Source organism: Mucilaginibacter achroorhodeus (assembly GCF_007846095.1).
In the GTDB taxonomy this organism is placed as follows: domain Bacteria; phylum Bacteroidota; class Bacteroidia; order Sphingobacteriales; family Sphingobacteriaceae; genus Mucilaginibacter; species Mucilaginibacter achroorhodeus.
In genome coordinates this window covers 134,416-155,920 of the sequence record NZ_VOEI01000005.1, presented here as the reverse complement: position 1 = coordinate 155,920, position 21,505 = coordinate 134,416, and the positions used below count along the sequence as shown (strand labels likewise).

General features: G+C 43.0%; 13 protein-coding genes. 11 read left to right on the top strand and 2 right to left on the bottom strand.

The annotated features are described in order from the left end of the window. Nucleotides 1-421: 421 nt before the first annotated feature. A complete protein-coding gene (locus FPZ42_RS14470) occupies nucleotides 422-2,254 on the top strand; it encodes a glycoside hydrolase family 2 protein (protein ID WP_261382301.1) in 1,833 nt (610 codons plus the stop codon). Between the two features lie 20 nt (nucleotides 2,255-2,274). On the opposite strand, the gene FPZ42_RS14465 is transcribed toward FPZ42_RS14470, so the two are convergent. Beyond that, nucleotides 2,275-6,279 (bottom strand): hybrid sensor histidine kinase/response regulator transcription factor, encoded by a 4,005-nt coding sequence (locus FPZ42_RS14465; protein WP_186458782.1) that lies wholly within the window; start codon nucleotides 6,277-6,279, stop codon nucleotides 2,275-2,277. A 190-nt stretch (nucleotides 6,280-6,469) separates the two neighbouring features. On the opposite strand from FPZ42_RS14465, the gene FPZ42_RS14460 reads away from it, so the two are divergent. The 10 genes from FPZ42_RS14460 to FPZ42_RS14415 all read left to right on the top strand — a co-directional run bounded on the left by FPZ42_RS14460 (nucleotide 6,470) and on the right by FPZ42_RS14415 (nucleotide 20,746). Next, complete coding sequence (locus tag FPZ42_RS14460) at nucleotides 6,470-9,739, top strand: SusC/RagA family TonB-linked outer membrane protein (protein WP_261382300.1); 3,270 nt, start codon at nucleotides 6,470-6,472, stop codon at nucleotides 9,737-9,739. Between the two features lie 23 nt (nucleotides 9,740-9,762). Beyond that, nucleotides 9,763-11,652, top strand: coding sequence for a RagB/SusD family nutrient uptake outer membrane protein (locus tag FPZ42_RS14455; RefSeq protein ID WP_146272366.1), 1,890 nt, complete (start codon nucleotides 9,763-9,765; stop codon nucleotides 11,650-11,652). A 12-nt stretch (nucleotides 11,653-11,664) separates the two neighbouring features. Beyond that, nucleotides 11,665-12,369, top strand: coding sequence for a DUF3823 domain-containing protein (locus FPZ42_RS14450; protein ID WP_146272365.1), 705 nt, complete (start codon nucleotides 11,665-11,667; stop codon nucleotides 12,367-12,369). A gap of 57 nt (nucleotides 12,370-12,426) precedes the next feature. Then, a complete protein-coding gene (locus tag FPZ42_RS14445) occupies nucleotides 12,427-14,265 on the top strand; it encodes a glycoside hydrolase family 2 protein (protein ID WP_146272364.1) in 1,839 nt (612 codons plus the stop codon). A 143-nt stretch (nucleotides 14,266-14,408) separates the two neighbouring features. Further along, nucleotides 14,409-16,988 carry a M1 family metallopeptidase gene (locus FPZ42_RS14440; RefSeq protein WP_146272363.1) on the top strand — a complete coding sequence of 860 codons (2,580 nt, stop codon included), beginning with the start codon at nucleotides 14,409-14,411 and terminating at the stop codon, nucleotides 16,986-16,988. Between the two features lie 211 nt (nucleotides 16,989-17,199). After that, on the top strand, nucleotides 17,200-17,637 hold the full coding sequence (locus tag FPZ42_RS14435) for a thioredoxin family protein (protein WP_146272362.1): 438 nt from the start codon (nucleotides 17,200-17,202) through the stop codon (nucleotides 17,635-17,637). After that, nucleotides 17,627-18,574, top strand: a complete 948-nt coding sequence (locus FPZ42_RS14430; protein WP_261382299.1) for an FAD:protein FMN transferase — start codon at nucleotides 17,627-17,629, stop codon at nucleotides 18,572-18,574. The genes FPZ42_RS14435 and FPZ42_RS14430 overlap by 11 nt, the downstream gene beginning before the upstream one ends. 2 nt (nucleotides 18,575-18,576) lie before the next feature. Continuing rightward, a complete protein-coding gene (locus FPZ42_RS14425; protein ID WP_146272361.1) occupies nucleotides 18,577-18,804 on the top strand; it encodes a DUF4266 domain-containing protein in 228 nt (75 codons plus the stop codon). 14 nt (nucleotides 18,805-18,818) lie between these two features. Beyond that, nucleotides 18,819-20,051, top strand: a complete 1,233-nt coding sequence (locus tag FPZ42_RS14420; RefSeq protein WP_146272360.1) for a DUF3570 domain-containing protein — start codon at nucleotides 18,819-18,821, stop codon at nucleotides 20,049-20,051. Between the two features lie 5 nt (nucleotides 20,052-20,056). Further along, nucleotides 20,057-20,746 carry a VIT1/CCC1 transporter family protein gene (locus FPZ42_RS14415; protein ID WP_146272359.1) on the top strand — a complete coding sequence of 230 codons (690 nt, stop codon included), beginning with the start codon at nucleotides 20,057-20,059 and terminating at the stop codon, nucleotides 20,744-20,746. On the opposite strand, the gene FPZ42_RS14410 is transcribed toward FPZ42_RS14415, so the two are convergent. Next, nucleotides 20,743-21,420: a cytochrome b/b6 domain-containing protein gene (locus FPZ42_RS14410; protein WP_146272358.1), complete on the bottom strand. Its 678-nt coding sequence runs from the start codon at nucleotides 21,418-21,420 to the stop codon at nucleotides 20,743-20,745. The two genes, FPZ42_RS14415 and FPZ42_RS14410, sit on opposite strands and share 4 nt — an antisense overlap. Nucleotides 21,421-21,505: the final 85 nt, after the last annotated feature.

Sequence of the window (21,505 nt, the reverse complement as noted above, 5' to 3'; positions counted from 1 at the left end):
TTAAAGCAGCGGCTCTTGTAAAGGATTGCCTGGATTGAATCCCCAAGACATCGAATTTTTGGATGAGTAATTCTTATACTGATAATTACTGCGGTCAGCAAATTTTAACAGTTAAAATAGTTGATAGCATGTATTGGTTTATTATTAGCTGGCCATTTTTTTCGGCCTAATTAAGCAAAATAGCCGTCGGCGATTATTAGTGATCGCTTGCTGGTCATTAAGTTTCAGCATTTAATTGCACGCATGGGATAGTGGGAGTTACCCGTAATTGCTGACAAACGTGAATGATTTTATGCGTTCTATCAGATAACAGTGGCAGCGCATCTTTGAAAACAAGTTTCCAACGGCACAGATGAGTGGTCCCTTAACATCTGTTTAGCTCATAATACAAAAGCTGTATATTGCCCATCTAACCGCCTATATGATGATCTCGAAAATCAAAAAAATCATATTATTTGCCATAGCTGCCTATTTTACTTCATACTCCTTTAACGTTTTTGCGCAGGAAGCACAATTACCAACACCCTGGACAAACGATGCAAAGACAGCAGCTGTACCTTTAAATGAATATCCGCGCCCGCAAATGCAACGGATTGAATGGATGAATCTCAATGGAAAATGGGATTATCAGGGCGGCAGGTCGGTACCAAATGCACTCAACCCGCAAAAGCCCGCGGAATTTAAAGATATTAAGCAAAACATCTTGGTGCCTTATTGCCCGGAGTCCTACTTATCCGGCATACAAAAGAAGCAGGAGATAAATATGTGGTACCGTCGTGCTTTTAAGGTGCCAGCTGCATGGAAAGGAAAAGATGTAATATTAAATTTCGGCGCGGTAGACCACGACGCTACCGTATTTATAAATGGTAAAAAAGCAAGAACCCACTCAGGGGGGTACGACGGTTTCAGCTTAAATATCACACCATACCTACAGAAAGGGAAAAATGTCATCGTTGTAGCTGCTCATGACGCTAATGATGGTAGAGCGCCTTCCGGCAAAAACGGTCCGAGAGGAGACTACACTTTCAGTTCCGGCATATGGCAAACCGTTTGGCTGGAGCCGGTTGCGCATAATCACATCAAAGCCATTAAGCTCTTACCCGATGTTGATGGCAAACGTTTAAAGGTGCTTGTAACTTCAGGTGCTGCAGGCAGTGTAACAGCTACTGCATTAAACGGAACAAAAGAAATAGCTCAAGTTAAAGCTGCTGCAGGAAGCTACTTTAATCTACCGATCGAAAAACCGGAACTATGGTCGCCTGATCACCCTTTTTTGTATGATCTTAAGATAACACTGCGCAACAGTGATGGCAGTATTGCTGATGAAGTAAGCAGTTATTTTGGTATGCGTGATATTAAACTGGCTAAGTTGAACGGCATTGTACGCCCGTTTATAAATGGTAAATTCATGATGCAGCTTGGCTTGCTTGATCAGGGTTACTGGCCAGATGGCGTGCTTACGGCACCAACCGAGGATGCTTTAAAGTTTGATATTGAATTTACCAAAAAAGCAGGTTACAATCTCATACGTAAGCATATGAAAACAGAGCCGCAGCGTTTCTATTATTGGGCCGACAAATTGGGGCTCCTGGTTTGGCAGGATATGCCTGCAATATGGTATCAAAACGAGGATACCATGGTTAACCGCAAGGTTTTCCGCAAAGAATGGAAAGCCATAATTGATGAACATTACAATTCGCCCTCTATCATTACCTGGGTGCCCTTTAATGAGAACTGGGGTGCTTTTGATGTGAAAAATATAACTGCATGGACAAAGCAGTACGACCCATCCAGGTTAGTGAACGGCAACTCAGGCTTTAACAATAATCCAGACTATCAGAAACCATACGGCGATCCGGGCAATGGCGATTACGTAGATACGCATATCTATGTTGGGCCATATGGCGCATCGGTACCAGATGCGAAACGCGCAGCATCTCTGGGAGAATTTGGTGGTGTGGGCTTATTTGTTCGTGAGCATATGTGGCCGGTGGAAAACAATGCGTATGACTATGAGCCAACTCAATCAGCGTTGACCGACCGCTATGTTTTCCTGCTAAATCGTGTAGAACAACTGCTGAAATATAAAGGGTTAAGCGTAGCTATTTACACACAAACCACAGATGTTGAGCATGAAGTAAACGGTGTTTTGACCTATGACCGTAAGGTTGAAAAAATGGACACCAAACGCATAAGGGAAATAAATCAATCAGTCATTAAATCAGGCGCCGAATTAAACAATGTGCCTAACTGATCGCCGGTGTGATATGTAATCTAACTGCTAATGACATTATTTTTAGCTACCACTCTTTTAGCTTGCTGATATTCGCTGGGGGTGGCGCCAAACTGTTTTAGAAAGTTACGCCCTAAGTGTGACTGCGAACTGTAACCAACCATTGTGGCAACTTCATATATTTTATAATCTGTTTCTTCCAGCAGGCGGGCAGCGGCCTTTAAACGGGTTATGTTTATTAGCTCATTAATAGTAAGGTTTGAAATAGCTTTTATTTTACGGTAAAGCGTTGGTTTGCTCATATTCATAATATTGGCAACTTGCTCCACATCCAGTTCTGGGTCTTGCAGATGGTTAACAATTACCGAGTTCAGCCTATCCAAAAAACTTTCATCAGGTGCAGAGTAAGCCATGGACTTAAGAAGGGCCTGGGGTGTGCTGGCAAAATAATCCTTTATCTTATTCCGGTTGATGAGCAAATTAGCTACCTGCACTTGCAAATGCGCCGGGGAAAAAGGCTTTTCAATGTAGGCATCAGCCCCAACCTCTAAACCTTCTATTTTACTTTGAAGGGTATTTTTAGCTGTAAGCAATATGATAGGTATATGACTATGATCGAAATTGGTTTTAACCAGCTTACATAATTCAAAACCATCCATCACAGGCATCATCACATCACTAATGATCAGTTGGATATTTTCTACACTGATCATCTCAAGCGCATCTTTACCATTAAGCGCCGTAACAATAGCGTACTGTTCACTCAGCTCATCTGAAATGAAATCAAGTATTTCGGGATTGTCGTCTACAATTAGAATCGTTGGTTTCATAAAATCTAAATTTCCTTTCCGTCCTGGCATCAATGTATGCTCGTACTCATCCTGATTGTTATGCAGATCAAATTCTTTTTCCTGGTGAATAGGCAATGTAAGTGTGAATATATTGAACCCATTTAAAGGTTTGTTCAAAAACAGCTTTCCATTATGCAAATCCGCCAATGATCGGGATAACGAAAGCCCTATACCCGTACCTACTTCATTGACCGATTCTTTCATCCTAAAAAATGGCTCAAATATCTTATCACAAAATTCATAGGGTATTAAACTGCCATTGTTACGTACAGTAATGTGAAACGAACAATCATTATCCTTGTATAGCAATAATTCGATCTCTACTTCCGATGTGCAGTATTTAAGTGCATTACTGATAAGATTACTTACAATTTTGGTAAAGGCTTCCGCATCAATATAAGCATACAAAGTTTTGGAAGGCTGCTTAAGTTTATAATTAACATTACGTTGCTCGGCCATGTGATTAAATCGCTGAAATATCCCCGTGAGCAAGCTGTTAACATCACACTTCACAAAACTCAGGCTAAAACCGCTGGTCTCCGTTTTCCTGAAATCAAGCAATTGGTTGGTAAGGTCAAGCAAGCGGTCAGTATTCCGCTCCATGGTCTTCAGGTTTTTGTGAAGCTCGGGCAGTAATTCAGCCTTCTTCATTACCTTTTCCATTGGTCCTTTTATTAAGGTAAGCGGGGTACGTATCTCATGCGCTACATTAGTAAAAAACTCAATTTTGGCGTTATAAAGTTCTTTTTCTTTATCGTTTTCCAGTTGCTTAATGAAGCGTTCGTTTCGCTCGCGTGTGCGACGATGATAAGCGCGTAACAGGTAAAATGTTCCTGCTAAACATACTAAAGCGTAGATTATATAAGCCCATATACTTGCCCAAAAGGGCGGGTCAATATCGATGCTGATCACCGTTTCCCTATCACTCCACACTCCGTTGTTATTTGCCGCCTTAACAACAAATTTATAGTGCCCCGGTGGTAGTTGAGTAAAGTAAACCTTGCGGTTAGTTTTAAGATAAGTCCAGCTTCGGTCAAGTCCCTGCATTATGTATTTGTACTGGCTCATTTCCGGCGCAGCAAAACTCAAAGCAGCAAAATCTATACTGAATGACGATTGACGATGGTTTAACCTGATGTGGTTTGTGCTAATGATCGATTGCTTTAGCAATGAATCGGGGCCGTTAACGGATATCTCGCTCTTATGCACCTGGAAACCCGTGATGTAAACCGGTGCTACGAAATTATTAAGCTTGAATTCTGCCGGATTAAAGCTGATCAATCCTTTTACGCATCCAAAGTACATGGTACCGTCATCATCCTTAAAAGCTGAATTATAATTGAATTGATCACTTAACAACCCATTAGCACGAGTGTAAATTTTAATGTTATCATTTCTCAGATCAAGAGACAACAAGCCGCGCGTAGTACTCACCCAAATATGCTTTTGTTCGTCTTCCAGAATTTTGAAAACATAATTACTTGGCAAGCCCGTATTTACACTGTAATATTTAAAACGCTTGCTTAGGGGGTTATACTTCCATAGCCCCAGTCCCTCTGTAGCAAACCAGATATTGCTGTCGCTGTCTTCAAAAATGCCATTCACTGTTGTAGATTGTAGCGCATCCTTAACCGGGTAATCATAAGCAAGCTTTGTAGCAGTATCGTTCTGAGGGTCATAAACGTAGATCCCATCCCTTACAGTCCCTATCCAAATCAATCCATTATGATCTTCCGCGACCGAATAAATAAAATTATCCCGGGGGATTTTATCTACTTGTTTAAAAATATTGCTTACAGTATTATACTGATACAAGCCTTTGGTGGTGGCAACAAGTATAATGCCTGTGCTTGTTCTGCAGAAGCCAATAACGAAATTGCTTTTAAGCATGTTAGCGCCATTACCCGCCACAAATATTTGTTTAACCTTGCCCGTTGGGATATCAAAAATGTTTAAGCCTCGTTCAAAGGTGCCTACCAGCAAGTTATTACCACTTGCTAATAACCCATGTATGTTGCTGTTAGATAACCCGTTTGCAGCACCCGGAAAATAATGTGTCCATGTGTTTTTGTCGGCGCTTAGTTTGTTTAGGCCATTATCTTCGGTACCCAGCCAGAAGTTGCCAAACTTATCTTTGCAAATCTCACGCACTACGTTGCCTTTCAAACTATTGTTATCAGCCCCAGGATAATACTTATTAAAAGTGGAGTATTGCTTAGGATAATAATTTACGCCACCGAAATAAGTACCGGCCCACATCCCTCCTTCCCTGTCGCGACACAAACTGTAAACCGCGTTATCTGATAGCGAGTAGTGATCGTTGTAGTTCTTTTTAAGATTAGTGAATTTATGGCTTAAGGCATCATAAATAAAAACACCCGACTCGGTAGCTATCCAGTATTCGTTCTCGCTGCTTTTAAAAAAATCGCGCACATATATCTCAGTATGATCTGCATTGTACGTAAGGATATCGGTATAACTGCCGTTTAGGCAATCAAATTCTTTAACACCCTGGTTGGCAGTTCCTACCAATAATTTATCATAACCTGCTGCATATATCTTTTCAATAAAATTTGATGCTACTGCCGAAGAATGATCAAAAAGATCATAACTTTTGAATGTTCCATTACTTACGTTAAATTTTTCAAGGGTTCCGCGGGATGTGGCAACCCATATATCATCATGATTTACAGCAATTGATGTGGCCTCAAATTGCTTCTGTGTCAGGAAATTGGTTGATACACCTGTACTTTTATTAAACCTGATTAGTGCTTCACCTGTAACAAACCAGCAGTTGTTGTGAGTATCCTGAACGATTTTTCTTACACTTTTTCGGGAGTCACGATAGATGTGCTCAAAGCCTTCTGTTTTAAAATCAAATTTATCAAGGCCATTATCAGTACCTACCCATAGGTTGCCTTCAGCATCCGTACTTAAAGCATGTACGATGTTGTTAGAAAGGCTTTTTTTATCTCGAGGATCATGTCTGAAGGTTTTATAGGCATAACCATCAAAACGGTTAAGGCCGTCTTTAGTACCAAACCATATAAACCCGCGGTTATCCTGCGCAATACAATAAACGGTATTGTGCGATAGGCCTTGCTCAACCTGGTAATGCTTAAAGTAGTGTTTTTGAGCACTACTACTGCCAACAAAGCTGAGGCACAAAAGAATGCTGAGTAAAAGTTGTTTCAAATTGGTGTATATAAACAAATGTAATTATTTCAATCCATTATTTCTTAAGAACTAAAAATGATACGTTTTAACCAACTATTGAGAAGATTTGGTTAATTATTGGTAAATAAAATCATCTCCTTTACATAAAAATGTTTACCCGTCTCCGGGACATTTATTGTTACGATAACCAATTTAATTATTTAACCATATGAGCAAACTTTTACTTCTCAGGCGACTGGGTTACCCCCTGTTGCCATTGTCTCTCGGCAAATGGTATCATAAAACGCTTTTATTAACTACCCTACTGGGCTGTTTAATGGTAGCGCAAAAGGCAAGTGCCCAAACTAAGGTTACGGGCATTGTTACTGATACTACCGGCCTTGCGCTTCCGGGCGTAGCCGTAAGGATACAGGGTTCACAAGCCGGAACCAGTACCGATGTAAACGGCGGCTTTACCTTAAACGTTCCATCTAATAACTCGGTATTGGTGTTCACCTATGTGGGCTTTGTAACCCAGCAAATACCGCTTAACGGCCAAACAAATTTAAAGGTAAGCCTTAAAGTAAGTAACTCTTCCCTGCAGGAAGTGGTGGTAACGGGCTTTGGCACACAGAAAAAGGAAACCGTAACCGGATCCATAGCCTCCGTAACCAACCGCGACATAGAGCGGGTACATGGCGGGGCTACGGTGAGTACAACGCTTGCGGGTAAGCTTCCCGGCGTTACTTTCCGGCAGCCGGATGGGCGGCCGGGGTCAAGCGCCAATATCCAGATCCGTAACATGGGCGCACCCTTGTATGTTATCGACGGTATACAGCAGGATGCCGGTCAGTTTAACAACCTGGCACCAAATGACATCGAAAATATATCGGTATTGAAAGATGCAAGTGCCGCAATTTATGGTGTGCTTGCAGCAAACGGTGTTGTGGTAGTAACAACCAAAAAAGGATCAGGAGAAACCCGCATTGGCTTGGATGCCAACTACGGTTTACAAAACTGGACCCGCTTCCCAATAGTTACTAATAATTCTTATGATTACGCAAGGTACCTGGCAGAAGCGCAAATTAACAGCAATGGCAGCACAACCATTACACCGGCAGAATTAGAGAAATACAAAGCCGGCACCGAACGCGGTTACCAAAGTTTTGACTGGCGCGACTACGTGCTGAAAAGCAACAACAATGCCCCGCTCTCTAATATCAACCTGAACCTTAACGGCGGGAACGAGAGGGTAACCTATTATGTATCGGCAACCAACCTGTACCAAAATTCCCAAATAGGTAAAGAGTATGAGTTTAAACGTACAAACATACAGTCGAACATAAGCGCTAATGTTGCAAGCGGCTTAAAAGTTGGTGTAAACATTAACGGCCGTATAGAGACCCGCGAGAATCCGGGTGTACCGGGTTATGACGATTATTTCTTAGCCCGCTTTGCTGTATTAAGAAACAAACCTACAGAAAGACCTTTTGCTAACGATAATCCGTTATACTTAAATAACATCTCTAACAACGAATCTAACTACGCATTTCTTAACAAAGCAAGGTCTGGTGTTTACCATAGCGACTGGCGTATCTTACAAACAAACTTTAATGCAGAATACCAGATCCCTGGTGTTAAGGGTTTATCGGTAAAAGGTGTTTACTCTTATTATTATGCAGATTACCTGCTGAATAACCACGAGTACACTTACGACACATACTCGTATGACCCTGCCTCCAATACCTATAACAGAGCCGGTGGAAGTACCAACCCGTATCGTGAGCGCGAACAAACCAAAAATATCAATACAACTGCTCAACTGCAATTGCTTTACAACAACACCTTTGGTAAACATACTATCAGTGGTTTACTTGTAGCCGAAAGGTTGGAGTTTAGAAACCTGCGGAACTATGTACACTCGGTACCAACATCTAATAATCTGCCGCTGATCTACTTCCCTACCATGGACACCTATGATGATAGCGAAAATACTGACAGAAGGTTGGGCTACATCGCGCGTATTAACTATAATTATGCAAACAAGTATTTTGTAGAATTATCTGGCCGTAGAGATGCGTCGTACCTTTTCGCACCTGATAAAAGGGTTGGTTATTTCCCGGGAGGCTCCGTTGGATGGAGAATTACCGAAGAGCAGTTCGCTAAAAATTTATTGGGCGATAACAGTGTGTTGAACGACTTGAAGTTCAGGGCATCATACGGTGTACTTGGCGATTACCGAAATCCTAATGATCCTAACCAATCAATTGTTGCCCCATACGCTTATTTACCGGGCTACAACTATAACTCTGGTGCAGCTGTGATAAGTGGCAATGGCAACATTGGTCAGCCGGGAAATTACATCATTGGTTCCAGTGATAAAGGTATCTTGATAACCCAGGTATCATGGCTAAAAAGCAAAACCTTTGATATTGGTGCCGATTTCTCCCTGTTTAACAACCATTTAACAGGTAGCGTCGATTATTTCTACCGTAAACGTACCGGCCTGCTTGCCGCCAGGATAGATCAACTGATCCCGTCAGAAGCAGGTTACAGTTTGCCGCAAGAGAACCTGAACAGCGATGCACAATACGGGCAGGAAATCGCACTTAATTACAATACCATTATTGGAAAAGTGAGAGTCAACATTGGTGGTAACATCGGTTATACAAGGGCAAAAAACGTAGATATATACAACCCGTTGTTTGCTAACTCATGGGACCAATACAGAAATTCCCAGGTGAACCGATATAAAAATATCGACTGGGGTTACCAGGTAACAGGTCAGTTTAGCTCACAGGAGCAGATAAACAATTACCCAGTTAATATTGATGGCAAAGGTAACCGCACCTTGCTGCCCGGCGACCTGATCTACAAAGATCAAAACAACGACGGAAAAATTGATCAATATGACCAGCGACCAATTGGTTTTGGTTATGGCACGCAACCTAACATCAACTTTGGTTTTACCATTGGAGCTACTTATAAAAGCTTTGATATAAGGGCTGATTTCTCCGGTGCATCAGGATACACCTGGTTCCAGAACTATGAAAATAAGTGGGCCTTCCAGAACGATGGTAACTTTAACACCATATTCTCAGACCGTTGGCACCATAGCGATCCATATGATGTGAACAGCCCGTGGATTCCCGGCAAATATCCTGCAACCCGTTTTAACCCCGGTAATGAAGGCCACTCCGATTATGGCGTAATTTATAACGATGAGAACGGTAACAGGCAGGTAGTAACCAATTCAACTTTCTGGTTGCATAACCTCACTTACCTAAGAGCCAGGACTATTGAGGTAGGTTATACCTTACCAACAGCATGGTTAAAGAAAGTGCGCATGAAAAGGGCCCGCGTTTATGTTAACGGCTACAACATGTTCTCGTTTGATAACATGAAGCAATTTAATCTCGATCCTGAGACCATCGATGATAACGGCTTGCAATTCCCGCAAAGCAGAGTGCTCAACTTTGGTGTTAACCTCACCTTTTAATGGCATCCTAAAGATAAATTCAAATGAAAACAAGATATAAAGCAATAATGGTTGCAGCGCTACTCGCTACTGGCGCCTGCAAAAAGGATAGTGAATTTTTAGATGTACCACCAAAACAGGTGATCCCAACGGAAACATTATTCTCAGATCCTGTCCTGGTACTCTCTGCCTTGGCGAACTTATATAGCCGTCAGCTTGATTTTTCAAGCCTTGACGATGGCTGGGCTACGTTTGTAGACTTCAGTGAGGCTTTCCCGTCTGAAAACGGCAGCAGCTTTTTTGTGCAGCGGAATGGCTGGGGGTATGGTGAGTGGGGTAATTGGGACTACACCTACATCCGCGAATTAAACCTGTTTATTCAAAGAGCTTCGGCATCCACCAAGTTGAGCGATGCAGATAAATCAAGATTTCTGGCAGAAGCCCGTTTCCTGAGAGCTAATTTCTATTTTGAGCTGGTAAAGAGGATGGGCGGCGTTCCGTTGGTAACAGAAGCCTCTGAAGAGATACAGGATCCGCTTACCCTCCAAAAACCGAGGGCTAAGGAATCTGAAGTATATGATTTCATTATCAGCGAAGCAGAAGCAATTAAAAATGTGCTACCTACCAATGCTGATGAAAAAGGAAGAGCAACCAAAGGCGCTGCCCTGGCAATGGAAACAAGGGCAGCTTTGTATGCAGGCAGTATTGCAAAATATGGCACCACAACACCACAGGTTACACTACCCGGCAACGAGGTTGGCATACCTAATACGTTAGCTAACGGCTATTACACAAAAGCGCTTGCTGCAGCCCAACAGATCATAAGCGGAAGCGCCGGTGCTTATGCCCTTTACCAGGGACAAACCGATCTTTCTGAGAATTTTGCCGCTATTTTCTACGACAAAAGCACAAAGAACAAAGAATCTATTTTCATAGAAGACTTCAAGATAGGCACCCAAAAGAAACATTCATTTACTGTGAATGATCAGCCTTATTCTTCGAGAGAAGAAGGAAGCGATGCAGGTCGGCTAAACCCTTCTTTGAACCTGGTAGAAGCTTTTGAAAAACTTGATAACACTTATGCCCCATTGGCTACAACTGACGGTAGCGGCAACCCGATCTACTATACCGATCAAAAGGATATTTTTGCGGGCCGCGATGCCCGTCTTGCAGGCACTGTAATTACACCTGGAAGCACCTTTAAAGCCCAGCCCCTTGATATTTGGGCAGGGTATCAATTAGCAGATGGGAGCGTGTTCAGCAGCAACGATGCATCTATTCTAAGAGCGCTGCCCGGTACCACTGCAAGTGTACAGGTAATTGGTAACGATGGCCCTGCTAACAGCAAGGAATTACGTACGCAAACAGGCTTCTACATCCGTAAGTATCTTGATCCGTCAACCGGTTCTGGCAGGCGCGGTACAGGCAGCGATGTTCCCTTTATTCGATATCGTTATGCTGAGGTGTTGTTAAACGCTTGTGAGGCGGCTTTTGAGTTAGGAAACAACGGCCTGGCGCTTACCTACATCAATCAGGTACGTTCTCGCGCAGGATTGACAACTCCATTGACCGAACTTTCATTTGACCGCATAGTGCATGAAAGAAGGGTTGAATTGGTATTTGAAGGCCATACTTTGTACGATATGAAAAGGTGGCGCTTAGCACACATAGTTTGGGACGGAACACAAATGACGGTTGCTGATCTGAAGTCTAACATCGGTTCGGCGAAAAAAAGAAACACACAGCCTTATGGTCTATGGCCATATAAGTACTACAATCCGGGCAACACCAATAACGGCAAATGGCTATTTAAAGAGGTACGCCCGAGTTTGGTTACCGGTGCAAATACCTTTAGGCTGGGTAACTACTACTCTCAGATCAGTAACGATATCTTATCAGCAAATCCAAAACTTGTGAAGCAACCAAATCAATAACTTGAAAAGATCATGAAATATAAATACAGTTTTATAATATTGTTCGCTATAATGTGGGCAATAACAGCATGCAAAAAGGATACCTATGATGCACCGTCTGTTACTTTAAAAGGGCGGTTGGTTTATAACGGTGAACCTATCAATGTTGAATTTAACCAAGTGCCATTTCAGCTGTACCAACCGGGTTTTGGTAAAACAGGCGCTATAGTTGGCACATTTGGCCAGGACGGATCCTACTCTACCTTGCTATTCAGCGGTAATTACAAAATGATAATTCCTAACGGACAGGGACCTTTCCGTTGGAATGAGAACCAAACCACCAGCCAACGCGATACACTGGCAGTTAATGTGAGCGGCGACCAAACTTTGGATATCAACGTAACACCATATTACCTTATCAATAACAGCCAGATAACTGCAGCTAATAACATTGTTACGGCAAAGTTTGATATAAGCAAGGTAATTACTGATGCTAATGCCCGTGATATTGAGCGCGTAACCCTCTTCATTAACAAAACTCAGTTTGTGTCTGGTGGCGATAACGTTGTGCAAACCTCCATTGAAGGATCGGCTATAACCGGTTTGCAAAACCTTAGCATCACTACGGCAATACCTGCACTTACACCAACACAAAACTATGTTTTTGCACGGGTGGGATTAAAAATTGCAGGCCTTGAAGATCTTATCTTCTCTCCGTTAGTAAAAGTTACTTTTTAAATTTAAGGGGCGTAAACACACTACGCCCCTTAATTGAATAATTCAAGATACCGACAAATGAATAAGTTTACGTTAACCTTTGCATTGCTTTGTTCTGCCTTTTGCGCATTTGCTCAGCAAAGCAGCTGGCATCCTATTAAAGACCGCATTACCACGCCCTGGGCCGATAAGGTAGACCCTAAAAAACCGCTTCCGGAATATCCCCGACCGCAATTAGTGAGAGACAATAACTGGCAAAATCTTAACGGCCTTTGGGACTACAGCATTGTGGCAAAAGCCAACACTCCCTCAAAATATGATGGTAAGATTTTAGTGCCATTTGCAGTAGAATCTGCATTATCAGGAGTGGGCAAAACCGTTGGCAAGGATAGCATGCTTTGGTACAAAACAACATTCAAACTTAACAACCAGGTAAAGGGCAAGCAGGTATTGCTGCATTTTGGTGCGGTAGATTGGCGTACCGAAGTATTTGTTAACGGCAAAAGTGTAGGAAAGCATGAAGGGGGGTTTGACCCTTTCACGTTTGATATCACTGCCGCTCTTAAGGGCAGTGGCGATCAACAAATTATAGTGAGTGTTTGGGACCCTACCGATGACGGCCCGCAGCCACGTGGCAAACAAGTAAAAAAACCCGAAGGTATCTGGTACACCCCGGTAACCGGTATATGGCAAACCGTTTGGTTGGAGGGTGTTGCAAGAACGCATATCCAGTCAACCAAGCAAACCCCGGATATAGATCAGAAAACTTTATCATTATCTGCAGCTATTGCCGGCGTACAACCAGGCGACAAACTGCGTATAACTGCTTACGACGGCAAAACCCGCGTTGATGAGCAGACGGTTGACGCAGGCGCTACGGCCATGTTAAATATCGCCAACCCTAAATTGTGGTCGCCGGAAAGCCCTTTCCTGTATGATCTGCAGGTTGCTGTTATCCGCAACAACAAAGCGGTTGACCAGGTAAAGAGTTACTTCGCTATGCGTAAGATTTCGCTTGGTGCTGATGCAAATGGCGTGCAACGTATGTTACTGAATAACAAGTTTGTATTCCAATATGGCCCGCTTGACCAGGGCTGGTGGCCCGATGGTTTATACACCCCGCCAACTTACGAGGCTATGGTGTACGATATTGACAAGCTTAAAGAGATGGGCTTTAACATGATACGTAAACACATCAAGGTAGAACCAGCTCGTTACTACACCTATTGCGACCAGCATGGTATGCTGCTTTGGCAGGATATGCCGAGCGGAGACCTGGGCAATGGCTGGGAGAACCGCCCCGGAGTAATTGACCGCGCAACCGACCAAAATCGCACTCCCGAATCTGAAGGTTACTATCGCAAAGAATGGAATGCGATCATGGACGAATTGCACAACTACCCGTCTATTGTTGTATGGACTCCTTTTAATGAAGCCTGGGGACAATTTAAAACAGTTGAGATAAGTGAGTGGACAATGAAAAAAGACCCATCGAGATTGGTGAACAGCGCCAGCGGTGGTAATTTTTATACAACCGGCCATATTGTAGACCTGCACAATTATCCGCAGCCTGCAATGCCGAGGCCTGATATTTTTGGCAAAACAACTGCCGTGGTTTTAGGTGAGTTTGGCGGCTTGGGCTGGCCGGTTGAAGGCCATAACTGGCAGGCAAATAAAAACTGGGGCTACCAGACATTTAAAAACGGTGAAGACCTGTTAAAGCGTTATGTAACATTTACTGATCGCTTGCAGGAACTTATTAAGCTTGGATTATCCGCAGCGGTGTATACGCAAACCACTGATGTTGAGGGTGAAGTTAATGGTTTCCTTACCTATGACCGTAAGGTTATCAAGATGCCGGTTGAAAGCCTTCGCAAAGAGAACGTAAAACTTTACAACCCGGCTTTAGTAAAGTAATTTTTGGTTTATTGGTTTATAAAAGTGCAGCCCTGCTATGATATCATAGCAGGGCTTGCTTATTCAATAGAATTAGGATAATCACAACTATTTATAATTAAAATAAAAAAGGCATCTTCACGTCCGGATATTCATGATTGCACATGAGAAGATTGCTTACTTTTCTTATCCTGATCGCTTTACCTTGCATTATTTATGCTCAACAACTACCTGTTGAGGCAGGGGTCCCTTTGAGATTAGCACAATACCGAAAGGCGGTAATTGACAGCATAACTTACCAAATAACTTTTCGCATCCCCGAAAAAAAGACAGACCCAATTAAGGCGCTGGTACTTATAAATTTTAATCTGAAAACTGCAGACCAGCCATTGCAGCTTGATTTTAAGCAGAGAGCCGACCATGTTAACGAGATAAGTGTAAATTTCATCCGTGATCTTCACAAGCCCGATACCTTGGAGCCTATTAATCTACGGAATGAGCACCTGATCATCAGCACTAAACGCTTAAAGAAAGGCCGAAATCAAATAGAAATTATCTTCACACCCGGCGATGCTTCGCTTAATCGCAACGATGATTATTTATACGCGCTTTTTGTACCCGACCATGCCCGCACCGTTTTCCCATGTTTTGATCAGCCCGATTTGAAAGCAAGGTATACGTTAGGGCTTAATGTTCCACCCGGATGGAAAGTATTAGCAAATAGCAATATAAAAGATTCCAGCGCTTATCAGGACCATGTTGAATATCGTTTCAAACAATCTGATAAACTACCAACCTATCTTTTCTCTTTTACTGCTGGCAAATACACTTCAGTAAAAAAAATGCTGGACGGCCGCGAAGCCGAGTTTCTTTATCGGGAAACTGATGAGCAAAAAATTAAACTAAGCGTCGATTCTGTTTTTGAGCAACACCGCCAGGCTATCAGGTTTCTGGAGGATTGGACCACAATTAAATATCCTTTTCAAAAAGTGGGCTTTGTTGCCATTCCCGATTTCCAGTTTGGAGGCATGGAGCATCCTGGTGAGATACAATATAAAGCATCAGGTCTTTTCCTGGATGATGCCGCCACTAAGGATGCCCATATTGCACGAGCGAACGTGATATCGCATGAAACTGCGCACATGTGGTTTGGCGACCTGGTAACCATGCGCTGGTTTAACGATGTGTGGACGAAAGAGGTATTTGCCAATTTTATGGCCGATAAGGTAACAGAAAAACTGATGGGTACTGCCACCTTTAACCTTAAATTTTTACAGGATCACTATCCCGCAGCCTACGCCGTTGACCGAACGGCAGGCGCAAACCCTATTCGCCAGCAATTAGATAACCTGCAAGATGCCGGATCAATGTACGGCAATATCATCTATCACAAGGCTCCTATCATGATGCGCCAGTTGGAATTGCTGATGGGTAAATCCAATTTCCAGGCGGGCGTTAGGGAATATTTAAAGACGTATGCTTACAGCAATGCAACCTGGCCAAACCTGATAGAGATTTTAGGCAAACATACCGAAGCCGACCTGAGCAAATGGAACAAAGTGTGGGTATATGATACCGACCGGCCGGTCATCCAGGCTGATGTTAGGTATTCAAACGGAAAAATAAGTAAGCTAACACTTGCCCAGCATCCAGAGAGCGGCCCGAACCGCATTTGGCCCCAGGCTTTTGATATCACTTTAGTTTATCCCAACGGTCAACAAACCATTCCGGTGAATTTAAATGCACAAAAAATCCAGGTGTCTCTTGCAAATGGCAAACCCAAACCGCTATATATTATCTATAATTCTAATGGCATGGGCTACGGCGTATTTCCTGTGGAAAAGGCATTGGATCCCACTCAATTATTTGATTTACAAAGCCCGGTACAGCGCGCCTCTGTCTACATCAATTTGTATGAGAACATGTTGAACGGCCGGGGCTACCCTCCTGCGCAACTGATGGATTTTTTTGGGCACGGTTTACAAACCGAGAAAGAAGAGACCAACCTGCGCATGCTGACGGGTTACATTAATAATATTTATTGGGAATTTATAAACACAACAGAGCGAACCAACAGCGTTGTTGGTTTAGAAAAAGCTTTTTGGTCAGCAATGCAAAGTCAATCCGTTTCTAATAACAAAAAGATATTGTTTGGCACCTTTCAAAACATTTACACCAGCAAGGCCGCTGCAAAGGAAATCTATAACATCTGGAAAACGCAAACCCCGCCTAAAGGTGTAAAGCTAACCGAAGATGATTATACAGGATTAGCTTTTACTATTGCTTTAAAAAGCGATACCGTTACCAATGTATTAAAACAACAGGAAGAAAGAATAACAAACACCGACCGTAAAAAACGAATCGAGTTCCTGATGCCGGCCCTGTCACTGAATGTAAAGGAACGAGACAGCTTTTTTCACTCTTTAAAGGACAGAAAAAACAGGGCCAAAGAAGCATGGGTGCTCTCGGCGTTAGGCTATTTACATCATCCGTTAAGGCAAAAAACTTCCATCAAATACATCCCTGAAAGCTTGAACATGTTAGCGGAAATACAAGCAACCGGTGATATCTTTTTTCCGCAGGGTTTTATCAACGCCACCTTTGGCAATTATCAAAGTAAGGAAGCGGCAATTATGGTAAGAGATTTTATAAAAACTCATCCCGATCTTAATCCTAAGCTTATGGGAAAACTATTACAAGGAGTAGATAATTTGGTACGGACACAGCGCTTAATGCGTAACTGATAACACTGATTTTTTAATGAGTTTATTCCATCAGGTAGTGTTATGAATGTATTATCGCTAATACAGTGAGCGTCTGACGCTTAAGCTGGATTTTGTCATTTATTTCTCAAATACCAGAATTTCATCTCAACTACAGAATCACCTTGTACCATTGTATCGACAAGTCTTGATTATGCGTACAAGCATAAACCAAGGTTTTTAAATACAATATATGAAGTTCATTTTCATTACGCTGATAGCGCTTGGATTACAGCCCGTAACTTGGTTAGGTAATTTTAAAACAGCTACTGAAGAAGCAGCAAAAACGCATAAATTAATTATAGTCAATTTTTCGGGATCTGATTGGTGCGGCCCTTGTATACGTTTACGCAAGGAGATATTAGAATCTGAAAACTTCACCAATTACGCAGCAGCTAACCTGATATTGGTGCGTGCCGATTTCCCAAGACAAAAGAAAAATCAGCTGGGTAAAGAACAGGTGAAGCTTAACGAGGCGCTTGCCGACCGTTACAACGCCGATGGGAAATTCCCTTATACCTTATTGGTCGATGAAAATGGTAAGGTTTTAAAAAGCTGGGATGGCTACCCCGATGAAAGCCCTGAGCAATTTGTAAACGAAATTAAAGCTTACGCCAACAATGGTAGGTGATATTATGCAACCACCCGTTGTTCATAAGCGGATTTTAAAGCTGATGGGTAACCGCTTTGAAATAAGCGTTGTAAGCGATAATGAAGAATGGGCACACAGCCGTATTGATATGGCGGTTGCCGAAATAGCAAGAATTGAGCGGTTACTGACTACTTATAATGAAAAAAGCCAAACCAACCAGATTAACGCGATGGCCGGTATTGCGCCGTTAATGGTTGATAAAGAAGTATTTGATCTTATTTCGCGCTCTATTCGTATCTCAGCGCTTACACAAGGTGCCTTCGATATCACCTATGGTTCGATTGACAAAAGTCTATGGAACTTTGATGTGAACATGACTGCACTACCGGATAAGGAAACGGCTCTCAATTCCGTAAAGTTAATAAACTACCAAAACATAGAACTTGATGCTGAAAACACAACCGTTTTCCTCAAGGAAAAAGGGATGCGCATAGGGTTCGGGGGTATTGGCAAAGGTTACGCTGCCGACCGTGCTAAGTTAATATTACAACAAGCGGGCGTAACCAACGGGATCGTAAATGCAGCCGGTGATCTTATCACCTGGGGCAATCAGCCCAACGGGCGCCCGTGGACCATCGCCATTGCCGATCCAGATAAAGCCGACAAGCCATTTTCCTCGGTCAATATCAGCAACATGGCAGTTGCCACCTCAGGCAATTATGCTAAATACGCGGTAATAGACGGCAAGCGGTATTCGCATACCATTGACCCTAAAACCGGCTTACCCGTAAGCGGGATAAAAAGCGTAACCATTATTTGCCCCAGTGCAGAGTTTGCCGATGCTATGGCTACCCCGGTAACCGTAATGGGCGCGCAGGTAGGCCTCCACCTTATTAATCAGCTACAGCATGTAGCCTGCATCATCGTTACAGATAATAACAAAGTTTTCACCTCTAAAAACATCAATATTAAATAAAGATGAATAAATATCCCCTGCTTAAATTAATGTTGGTTGGCCTGGGCCTCGTGGCCTGCCTGCCATCTTGCGTTTCCGTTAAAGGTTACCAGAAAAATCGTCTCAACGATTCCGAGATGGAGTTATCTGCCCGTAAATCTCAAAAGTTTGAACAAAGCTTCCAGCTTTACCGCGAGGCTGGCTCGGGTGCAAACGGTGGTAAAAGCGGCGGCGGCTGTGGTTGTAACTAAATAAACAGGCAGCCATGAAAAAAATATATCTATGTATTGCCGCCCTTTACCTGGGCATTGCAACCTCGCACGCGCAAACCAAACCGGAAACTGTTAAAGACACATCCAACTATGAGGCGCGTAAGCTTCAACTGGATGAGATCAATATCATTTCGGCATACTATCACCAGGATGGTAATAACTCTGCTGTAACCGGTGGTATAGGTACAGAAAAACTTACCGATTTTGCCAATACCATTGACCTTCACATGTTCAAGTATGGCAACGGCAATACAAAGCATTCGTTCTTATTTGAGTTGGGGGTAGATCATTACACTTCTGCATCATCAGATAAGATTGATCCCAATACCATATCTTCTGCATCCATGCAGGATACCCGTATTTACCCGTCTCTAAACTGGACGGTCTCTAACGAAAAAACGGGCCGGGCATTCGGTCTTACTGCTTCATATTCACACGAGTATGATTACCAGTCATTTGGTGGCGGCGTCAATTATACCTGGCTTTCTAAAAACAAGAATACTCAATTTGATTTTAAGGGTATGGCCTTCCTGGATAGATGGAAAGTTATCCTACCCGTTGAACTGCGGCCACCCGGTTACGGATCAGGTTCAGAAAGAGATGAGCGAAATGGTGGCGGTTCGGTAGATTATCGCCCACGAAACTCTTTTAGCATGGCGCTCTCCATATCGCAGGTTATCAACACCAGGTTACAGGCTTTGCTAATTGTAGAACCGTCATACCAGCATGGCCTATTGGCTACCAAGTATCAGCGCGACTACTTCACCGATGGCTCGGAACGTGCAGAAAATCTTCCCGATGACCGTTACAAGTTACCGATAGGTATCCGCTTTAATTACTTCCTTGACGACCATTTTATCATCCGTACATTTTACCGGTATTACATGGATAGCTGGGGTATAAGGGCACATACCGCCGAACTGGAGGTACCCATTAAACTAACTTCTTTTGTTTCGGTAAGTCCGTACTACCGTTATAACAACCAGGTAGGTACGCGTTATTTTGCGCCGTATGGGCAGCATGACCCTAATGCAGCATTTTACACCAGTGATTATGACCTTTCTACACTAAACAGTAGCTTTATCGGGGCTAATATTCGCCTTGCCCCGCCAAAGGGTGTGTTTGGCTGGCAGCACTTTAGCGCCCTGGAGATAAGGGCAGGCCATTACACAAGGTCAACCGGCCTTACTTCAAACATAGTAACCTTAGCCATGAAGTTTAAATAGGCATTATGCACAAAGAAAAACATGTAACCAGTTCTGAAACCATCAGGGATATTGTTATCGGTATGTCTGATGGTTTAACCGTACCCTTTGCTTTGGCCGCGGGCCTAAGCGGTGCTGTAAGTGCTTCGGCGTTGGTAGTAACTGCCGGTATTGCCGAAATTGTGGCAGGCTCAATAGCGATGGGCCTTGGCGGTTATCTGGCTGGTAAAACTGATGTAGACCATTACCGCTCTGAGCTTAAACGCGAATACGAAGAGGTAGACCGTGTGCCACACCAGGAAAACCAGGAGGTTAAAGATGTTTTTGCAGAGTTTGGCCTATCGGAAAAATTGCAACAGCAAATTGCCGATGAAATGGCAAAGGATAAAAAGAAATGGGTGGACTTTATGATGCGCTATGAGTTGGGGCTGGAAGAACCAAACGCTAACCGTGCTACCAAAAGCGCGTTAACAATTGGCGCATCGTACATCATCGGCGGCATTATACCGTTATCACCATACTTTTTTGTGCACCAGGCTCATATAGCCTTGCAATACTCATGCATGGTTACGCTGGTTTGCCTGTTTGTTTTTGGCTGGTTTAAAAGCAAAATGACAGGGCAACCGCCATTGGCAGGGGCCTTAAAAGTTGTGGTGATAGGCACTTTGGCCGCGGGGGCCGCGTTCGCTATGTCGAAATTGATATCGGGGCATTAAGACAAGCTTTTGCCCCCGTTTATCATGTCTGACACTATGCCGCTGCTATCCTTACGTTCCGCCAGGAAAACGCCTACCAGGTGCACCACAATAAAGGCAAGCACCAGGTACATGCAAAAACCATGTACCTCTTTTACGGTATGGCGTATAGCTTTAAATGGTGACAACAGATCTTCAAACGCCAGGAACAAGCCCGTTATCACCATAATGAACAAAACGAAGTAGAACCCTGCGTAGATGATCTTCACTGTTAGCTCATGCAAGGTCCGCTCTCGTTTAAGCTTGGTATTTGTATAAGCTTTATATGCTTCACGCAGTTTGGGTATAAACTTTTGATCGGCCAGTTGAAAATATTCGAGCAGTATCCTAAACAAGAACAATGCTGCCAAAGCATAACCAAACCAAATATGTATGCCCCAAACTTTGTCTTCTAAATTATGGCTTATAGCACCGGCCTGGTCATCAGTAATTATAACAACTTTACCTTGCAGGGAATTCTTAACCAAAGTGGTGATGCCTTTCCGGTCAGTCAGTGTGGAATTAATTAATACCGTTATGAGCGATCCGCTGATGATCAACGTATTTCCCCAATGCCAAAATCTAATGGCTGCCGAATGCTTTTTAACTTCACCAGGATGATTCCGCTCCGCTCTAACAGGTTCGATGATGCTCATAACATAAAATTATGGATGAATTCTGTGGTAATCCTGAAGAGGTGCTACCAACTTCAGAATTTCTACAAAATAATAACTTATCTTA

Excerpts from the sequence above, each read along its gene's own strand:
- FPZ42_RS14445 (WP_146272364.1), top strand. The coding sequence starts at position 12,427 with ATGAATAAGTTTACGTTAACCTTTGCATTGCTTTGTTCTGCCTTTTGC.
- FPZ42_RS14440 (WP_146272363.1), top strand. The coding sequence starts at position 14,409 with ATGAGAAGATTGCTTACTTTTCTTATCCTGATCGCTTTACCTTGCATT.
- FPZ42_RS14435 (WP_146272362.1), top strand. The coding sequence starts at position 17,200 with ATGAAGTTCATTTTCATTACGCTGATAGCGCTTGGATTACAGCCCGTA.
- FPZ42_RS14460 (WP_261382300.1), top strand. The coding sequence starts at position 6,470 with ATGAGCAAACTTTTACTTCTCAGGCGACTGGGTTACCCCCTGTTGCCA.
- FPZ42_RS14410 (WP_146272358.1), bottom strand. The coding sequence starts at position 21,420 with ATGAGCATCATCGAACCTGTTAGAGCGGAGCGGAATCATCCTGGTGAA.
- FPZ42_RS14420 (WP_146272360.1), top strand. The coding sequence starts at position 18,819 with ATGAAAAAAATATATCTATGTATTGCCGCCCTTTACCTGGGCATTGCA.
- FPZ42_RS14425 (WP_146272361.1), top strand. The coding sequence starts at position 18,577 with ATGAATAAATATCCCCTGCTTAAATTAATGTTGGTTGGCCTGGGCCTC.
- FPZ42_RS14415 (WP_146272359.1), top strand. The coding sequence starts at position 20,057 with ATGCACAAAGAAAAACATGTAACCAGTTCTGAAACCATCAGGGATATT.
- FPZ42_RS14450 (WP_146272365.1), top strand. The coding sequence starts at position 11,665 with ATGAAATATAAATACAGTTTTATAATATTGTTCGCTATAATGTGGGCA.
- FPZ42_RS14430 (WP_261382299.1), top strand. The coding sequence starts at position 17,627 with ATGGTAGGTGATATTATGCAACCACCCGTTGTTCATAAGCGGATTTTA.
- FPZ42_RS14455 (WP_146272366.1), top strand. The coding sequence starts at position 9,763 with ATGAAAACAAGATATAAAGCAATAATGGTTGCAGCGCTACTCGCTACT.
- FPZ42_RS14470 (WP_261382301.1), top strand. The coding sequence starts at position 422 with ATGATGATCTCGAAAATCAAAAAAATCATATTATTTGCCATAGCTGCC.